Annotated in this window: 8 protein-coding genes; 1 reads left to right on the top strand and 7 read right to left on the bottom strand. The window is 54.7% G+C overall.

The annotated features are described in order from the left end of the window. Positions 1 to 148: 148 nt before the first annotated feature. The 7 genes from WC359_14780 to WC359_14750 form a co-directional block, all read right to left on the bottom strand. A complete protein-coding gene (locus tag WC359_14780; GenBank protein MFA5401713.1) occupies positions 149 to 316 on the bottom strand; it encodes a hypothetical protein in 168 nt (55 codons plus the stop codon). After that, positions 316 to 636: a hypothetical protein gene (locus tag WC359_14775; GenBank protein MFA5401712.1), complete on the bottom strand. Its 321-nt coding sequence runs from the start codon at positions 634 to 636 to the stop codon at positions 316 to 318. The genes WC359_14780 and WC359_14775 overlap by 1 nt, the downstream gene beginning before the upstream one ends. Next, positions 633 to 1,004, bottom strand: a complete 372-nt coding sequence (locus WC359_14770; GenBank protein ID MFA5401711.1) for a helix-turn-helix domain-containing protein — start codon at positions 1,002 to 1,004, stop codon at positions 633 to 635. The genes WC359_14775 and WC359_14770 overlap by 4 nt, the downstream gene beginning before the upstream one ends. A 245-nt stretch (positions 1,005 to 1,249) precedes the next feature. After that, positions 1,250 to 2,368, bottom strand: coding sequence for an AAA family ATPase (locus WC359_14765; GenBank protein MFA5401710.1), 1,119 nt, complete (start codon positions 2,366 to 2,368; stop codon positions 1,250 to 1,252). Positions 2,369 to 2,905: 537 nt separating this feature from the next. Next, positions 2,906 to 3,187: a hypothetical protein gene (locus WC359_14760; protein MFA5401709.1), complete on the bottom strand. Its 282-nt coding sequence runs from the start codon at positions 3,185 to 3,187 to the stop codon at positions 2,906 to 2,908. Positions 3,188 to 3,205: 18 nt separating this feature from the next. Beyond that, the gene (locus WC359_14755; protein MFA5401708.1) at positions 3,206 to 3,529 is read right to left on the bottom strand and encodes a hypothetical protein; all 324 of its coding nucleotides are present in this window, start codon (positions 3,527 to 3,529) and stop codon (positions 3,206 to 3,208) included. A gap of 101 nt (positions 3,530 to 3,630) precedes the next feature. After that, positions 3,631 to 3,912: a DUF5659 domain-containing protein gene (locus tag WC359_14750; protein ID MFA5401707.1), complete on the bottom strand. Its 282-nt coding sequence runs from the start codon at positions 3,910 to 3,912 to the stop codon at positions 3,631 to 3,633. A gap of 302 nt (positions 3,913 to 4,214) precedes the next feature. On the opposite strand from WC359_14750, the gene WC359_14745 reads away from it, so the two are divergent. Further along, on the top strand, positions 4,215 to 4,989 hold a 775-nt coding region (locus WC359_14745; GenBank protein MFA5401706.1), incomplete at its 3' end, for a hypothetical protein.

The following is a 4,989-nucleotide window of genomic DNA, read 5'->3' as shown; positions in this document are numbered from 1 at the left end:
ATCCTTTCTCCGGCACCGTCTATCTCGGGGGTCTCCAGTGAGGCTATTTCCTGCATCCTGGCATACCAGTCGTTGCGGAAGCAGGTTACTGCCTCGTTGAACTCCTGGGTGTCGGGCAGGTCGATGAATGTTTTCTCCAGGGACATTGTCATGACTCGTCGCCTTCCTTTTCTTCTTTCTTGCATATTTGGTTGTGTATCTGACAGACCATGGTGTACATCTTACTGGTCATCATTACATGGCCTGTGAACAGGACCATCAGGATCAGGACATTGAGGATTCCAAAGCCAATGGGGATCCAGGGCCATCCGGGCATTATTTGTTCTCCTTTGCGATGAAGTGGTACAGGTAGACCGGCTCGATGCCGAACCAGGTCTTCTCCAGGTGGGTGCTTTCCCAGTGATCGAAGGCTTCTGTGCGGCCGGTGTAGCCCAGGTCACGCCAGTGGGCGGTCATCAGGTCGTTGAGCTCCATTTTCTCCCGGCCGGTGATGATATAGGCGTGACCATTGACGATGATATCGGCCTCACCGCCAGCCAGATCAACAGTGCTGGCAAAGCAACGCACTTTGCCGGCCAGGATGTTCTGTTGCTGGCTGTCGGTGAAGCGGGGGGTGAGCCGTTTGATATTGGTCATTTTCTGGCCTTCCGAACACGGTACAGGTAGCAGTTGTGCCGGGAGCGGGCGATGGTGATGCGGTTCAGCTTGGCCAGTTTGGCCAGGATCTTCCGGGCGGAACTTTCCGGTATGCCGGTGGCACCGGAGATGGTTTTGACCGTCAGGGAAGACTTATCGGTTTGCAGCAGACGCATGACAGCCCATTCCTGGTCGGTCAGGGCGGCATCCGATTGCAGGAAGTTGTTTACAGATTCCTGTGGGATGAGCCACTTGCCGGCGGGCTTGGTGGCCGGCAGTTTGCCGGAAGCAATGTACTCCCGAATGGTCAGGGGGTCCACGCGCAGCATGGCTGCGGCTTCAGTAGTGGTATAGAACTTTTCAGTCATGATGATTTACCAGCCTCTGCACTGCGGTGTAGCTCAGGCCGGCGCAGAGAAGCAGGAAGGCATAGATGCCGGGGAAAACTTGCCAGAAGGTCATTACAGGGCTCCGGTGTGAAGTGAAAGTGAGTGGTGCATCTTGGTTACCTCCCTTAGTCTGTTCTTGTTTACTCTTGTTTGTTCTAGTTTGCTAAGGTGATTTCTAGCGTCAGGCTGGATTATAACATAGGAAAATAGTGGTTGTCAAGGGGTCAGGAGATTTCCGCTTCTTCCGTTTCTACTTCTTCTACTTCTGGTTCTTCTTCTGGTTGCCCAGTGAGCTGTGGCTGTGGATGACCGTCATTGCCGTTGCCGCCCGGGGGGTCCGGTTGCAAGGGGGTGGTGTCGATGATGCTGGAAGGCGGCAGGGAGGCATCGGGACGGATCAGGCGGTAGGTGAAGGTGTTGTGGGCCTGGGTAGACATGCGGCAGTGGCCTTTCTTGCCCAGAGAGGTGAGGGCCTTGCGGATCTCCTTGGCGGTCCATTTGTCACCGCATTCTTCTTTCATCTTCTTGATAGTCCAGTCTTTGGGCTGGAGTTCCATGAGCAGAAGCATATCGGACTCGATCTCGGTCAGGTTGACGTGGTAGTAGCCGCCGAATTCCATGGTCAGGTGGGTGCTTGATTCCACCATGCACATGGTGATTACTTTCTGGGGGATGGCTTGCCGCTTGGCTATGGGGCGCAGGTACATGCGGTCGATGAGGTTGTCGGACACGGTGGCGGCCAGGATGTATTCGGTGTCGCACTGCTGTTTGATGACGCTGGAGCCCATGCCGGACAGATGGGTATTGTAGTCCATTAAGGTTTCTACTTTGTGTTCGGTCTTCTCTGTTAAGTGGTGATTGATGATGATGGTGCGGTCCGGGGTGAGGCACCTGGCTTTCAGTTCGGCCAGCTTGCTCATGTCCAGAGTGGAGTTGGAGTTGGATTTGCCGCACAGGGAGTGCAGGGAGTCGATGACCACCAGGGCGGGATTGGCCTCGTTTATCATCTGGTACAGCCGCCAGTTGAAGGCATGGTCCTGCATGGACTCATAGGCCAGGGTGTACCGCGGCGGGCCGCCCATGCCGGCGGCGATGCGCCCCAGGCGTTCTTCCAGCACGTCGGTAGGGGTATCCTGGTCGACGATGAGTATATTGCCGTAGGTGGTCTTCATTCCCAGGTAGTCCTTGCCGAAAGCCACGCAGCCGGCCAGGTACTCGGTGGCGAAGGATTTGCCTACGCCGGACTGCGCCAGGACAACGCACAGGTGACCCAGGGGGAACAGCGGTTCCACGAGCCACCGGGCCTGGTTTACTGGGGCTGTGAAGTCAAAAACTCTAGGCATGGAACTGTCGACTTTCGCTGGCCTTTTTTGGACCAGTTTGTTCGGGGGCAAAATGACGCTCAGCAGTCGTATGCGAAGTCGGGCAAACTGGATTCGTCCTATGTGACACAGTTAGCTTCATTTAGCTTCAAAAATGGCTACCCCTTATACGGAAAACTGGAAAACTGGAACGATTTTTGTTCGGGATTTACGCTCAAAAACCCGCTGGAAAACTAGGCCGATTTTGGGAAAACTACTTATGTCAACCATGTAAAATACCCCCTAGTTTGGCCAGTTTTCCCAGTTTTACTCGTAACAGGTGTATGGGATAAATTGAAAAAAATGTCAAGTTGGGAAATCTGGAAAAACTGGAAAACTAGAAAACTGGAAAACTGAAAACTGGAAGGCCCCCAAAATCGGGTGGTATGTCTTGTATGATAAAGTCGGGTACTTATGTCCTGTGGGATGGAATTTATTGTCTGTGACGGTTTACTTGAATATGATGGTCGTAGCAGATGCCGCCAGTGGCGGACAGGGAAACGGATCATAACTTCGAAGTCAGATTTTCCCGTAGAGATTGATGGCGAAGGACTCGGCTATGACTTCTTGCCGCCGCCGTTCTCGGTCGGCTGGGAAGATGTAGTCCCAGTCGTGGTTGGTTCCCCATGCCTGCCCGGGGATGCGCCGGCCGTTGTCAAATTCCCTGGTGGCCCTGCACAGCCGGCAGACGCCGTTGGCAGTAGGGTTGTTGGTGGGCTCGATTACCCAGTGGTGCTGGCAGGCTGCTGGCGATTGCTTGGACTGAGTGCCGGGGGTTTTGCGCTCAGCGGTAAGGGTCATGGTTCCTCCTTTCAGATTTTAGGCTGGGGAAGTAACTTCGGGTTCAAAGAACCCGAGTTTTCCTTTGCAGGGGATGGGTGTGTCGTAGGCTTTGGGATTGGCAAGAACGAAGCCGTATGGCCCACTGAACCAGGGGTTGTCGCTCTGGGTCACGCAGTCAATGATGTCTACTTCGCCTATGAGTGCGCTAAAGATAAGAGGGAAGTGAATCTCATATCTACACAACTTGCCGATAGATTGGTGTAGCCATGTATAGGCGTCCTTATCCTCTTGTTTGCTGGCATGGACATAGATACGACACGGCAATCCTACAAAGAAGTCTGCCCGCTGACTCTTATACACACCGTGTCGTGGATTCCTGCCGATACGCCAGGTTCGGTTCTCTATGTTTTTCTGGCCTGACACTATCAGCCACGCCCACGGTTGCCTGACGCTGAGGGCTTTCACAGCCGGCCTCCATGGGCCAGGCGCAGCAGGCTGCGGCGGCATTGGGAGAAGCGGTGAACTTCGATCTGGAGGCGGTAGTTGGAATAGTGGTCGATCAGGTTCTGGAGATCTGCCTGGCTGCGGGGAAAGGTGAAGATAGCGTGCATACCGTTGCCGTCGTGGTCTACGGTTTCTAAGGGGCGGATGCCGGAAGCGAAGATGGCGGTGGCTAGATCGATGTCGGCTGTTTTGAAGTGTCCGTTGGAAGGTGAGGTGCGGGAAGCAGGCGGACTTGTCATCGTGCGCGTCATCTCCTTGTACGTGTTATTGAAGCCAGCAGTCATTCTTGTCTTTGGCCGCTGGTGATGATTCATTTTAACACATCATGTCAAGCTAAAACCGATATCACTTTGATATCACTATGATATAATATATGGCATGGTACGACCTGTTCGGGTATCCCTGTTGGTGCGAATAGACCGGAGTGCCCGGAAGAAGCTGTCTGAGGAAGCGGCTGCCAAGGGGCTGTCCATGGCCGCCTTGGTGCGGATGATACTCCAGTCTCATTTGCAGCAGGAGCGATACAAGAAACGGAGGCAGCGTGTACGGTAGATTGATCGCAGCCGGCGGGCTGTGGCTGGCGGTGCTGTTCCGGTTGTTGCATGTGTTCAACGGGCGGCACCTGATCGTGTCGCCTGATTCCTATTATTTCCATACCCAGGCAAGGTACCTTGCTGAAGGGCTGCCTTCTATGCCTGCCAGGGGCAGCGGCCTTACATATATAGTAGGCGGACTGGGGAAGGTTATTGGCATGGACTGGGCCAGTGCCGTGGTGCCGTTGCTGCTGTCGGCAGGCACCGGGTTGCTGGTCTATTGTGGTGCCAGGAAGCTCTGGGGGAGCACGGTAGGGCTTTTCTCGCTGCTGGCCTTTGCAGTAGCCTTCCCGGCGGTGTTCATCGGGGCAGCCGGCAATATTGACCGGGACTGCTTGCACTTGCTGCTGATTCCACTGTGCTTGTTTGCGGTGTATTTCCTGCGGGAGAATTTCGTTCTGTGGAGTGTAGTGATAGCTGCTTCTTGCGTTGTGCTGTGGTATGAGTGGGGACTGCAGGGACCGCTGCTGGTGGGGCTCTATGCCTTGCCGTTTGTGGCGGCTGTGTTTTTGTGGCGGTGGCGTCATGGCGGGCTGGAAGGGCGGTACCAGATCATGGTTGTCGGAGGGTGTGTTGCCGGGATAGTGCTGGCGGCCGTTTACTGGCACGAAGCGACAGATATCTTTCAGAAGTTTCAGGGCACTACTATCGGCGAGATGCAGATGCTGGACGGCCGGGAGTTGCTGGCCTACCTGCTGCTGATACCTTTCATGTTTCTGGGGA

This window comes from Dehalococcoidia bacterium, from assembly GCA_041653995.1.
Classification (GTDB): Bacteria; Chloroflexota; Dehalococcoidia; order GIF9; family UBA5629; genus CAIMUM01.
Note: the sequence above shows the minus strand (reverse complement) of the source record. Positions and strands in the feature narration are given on the sequence as shown.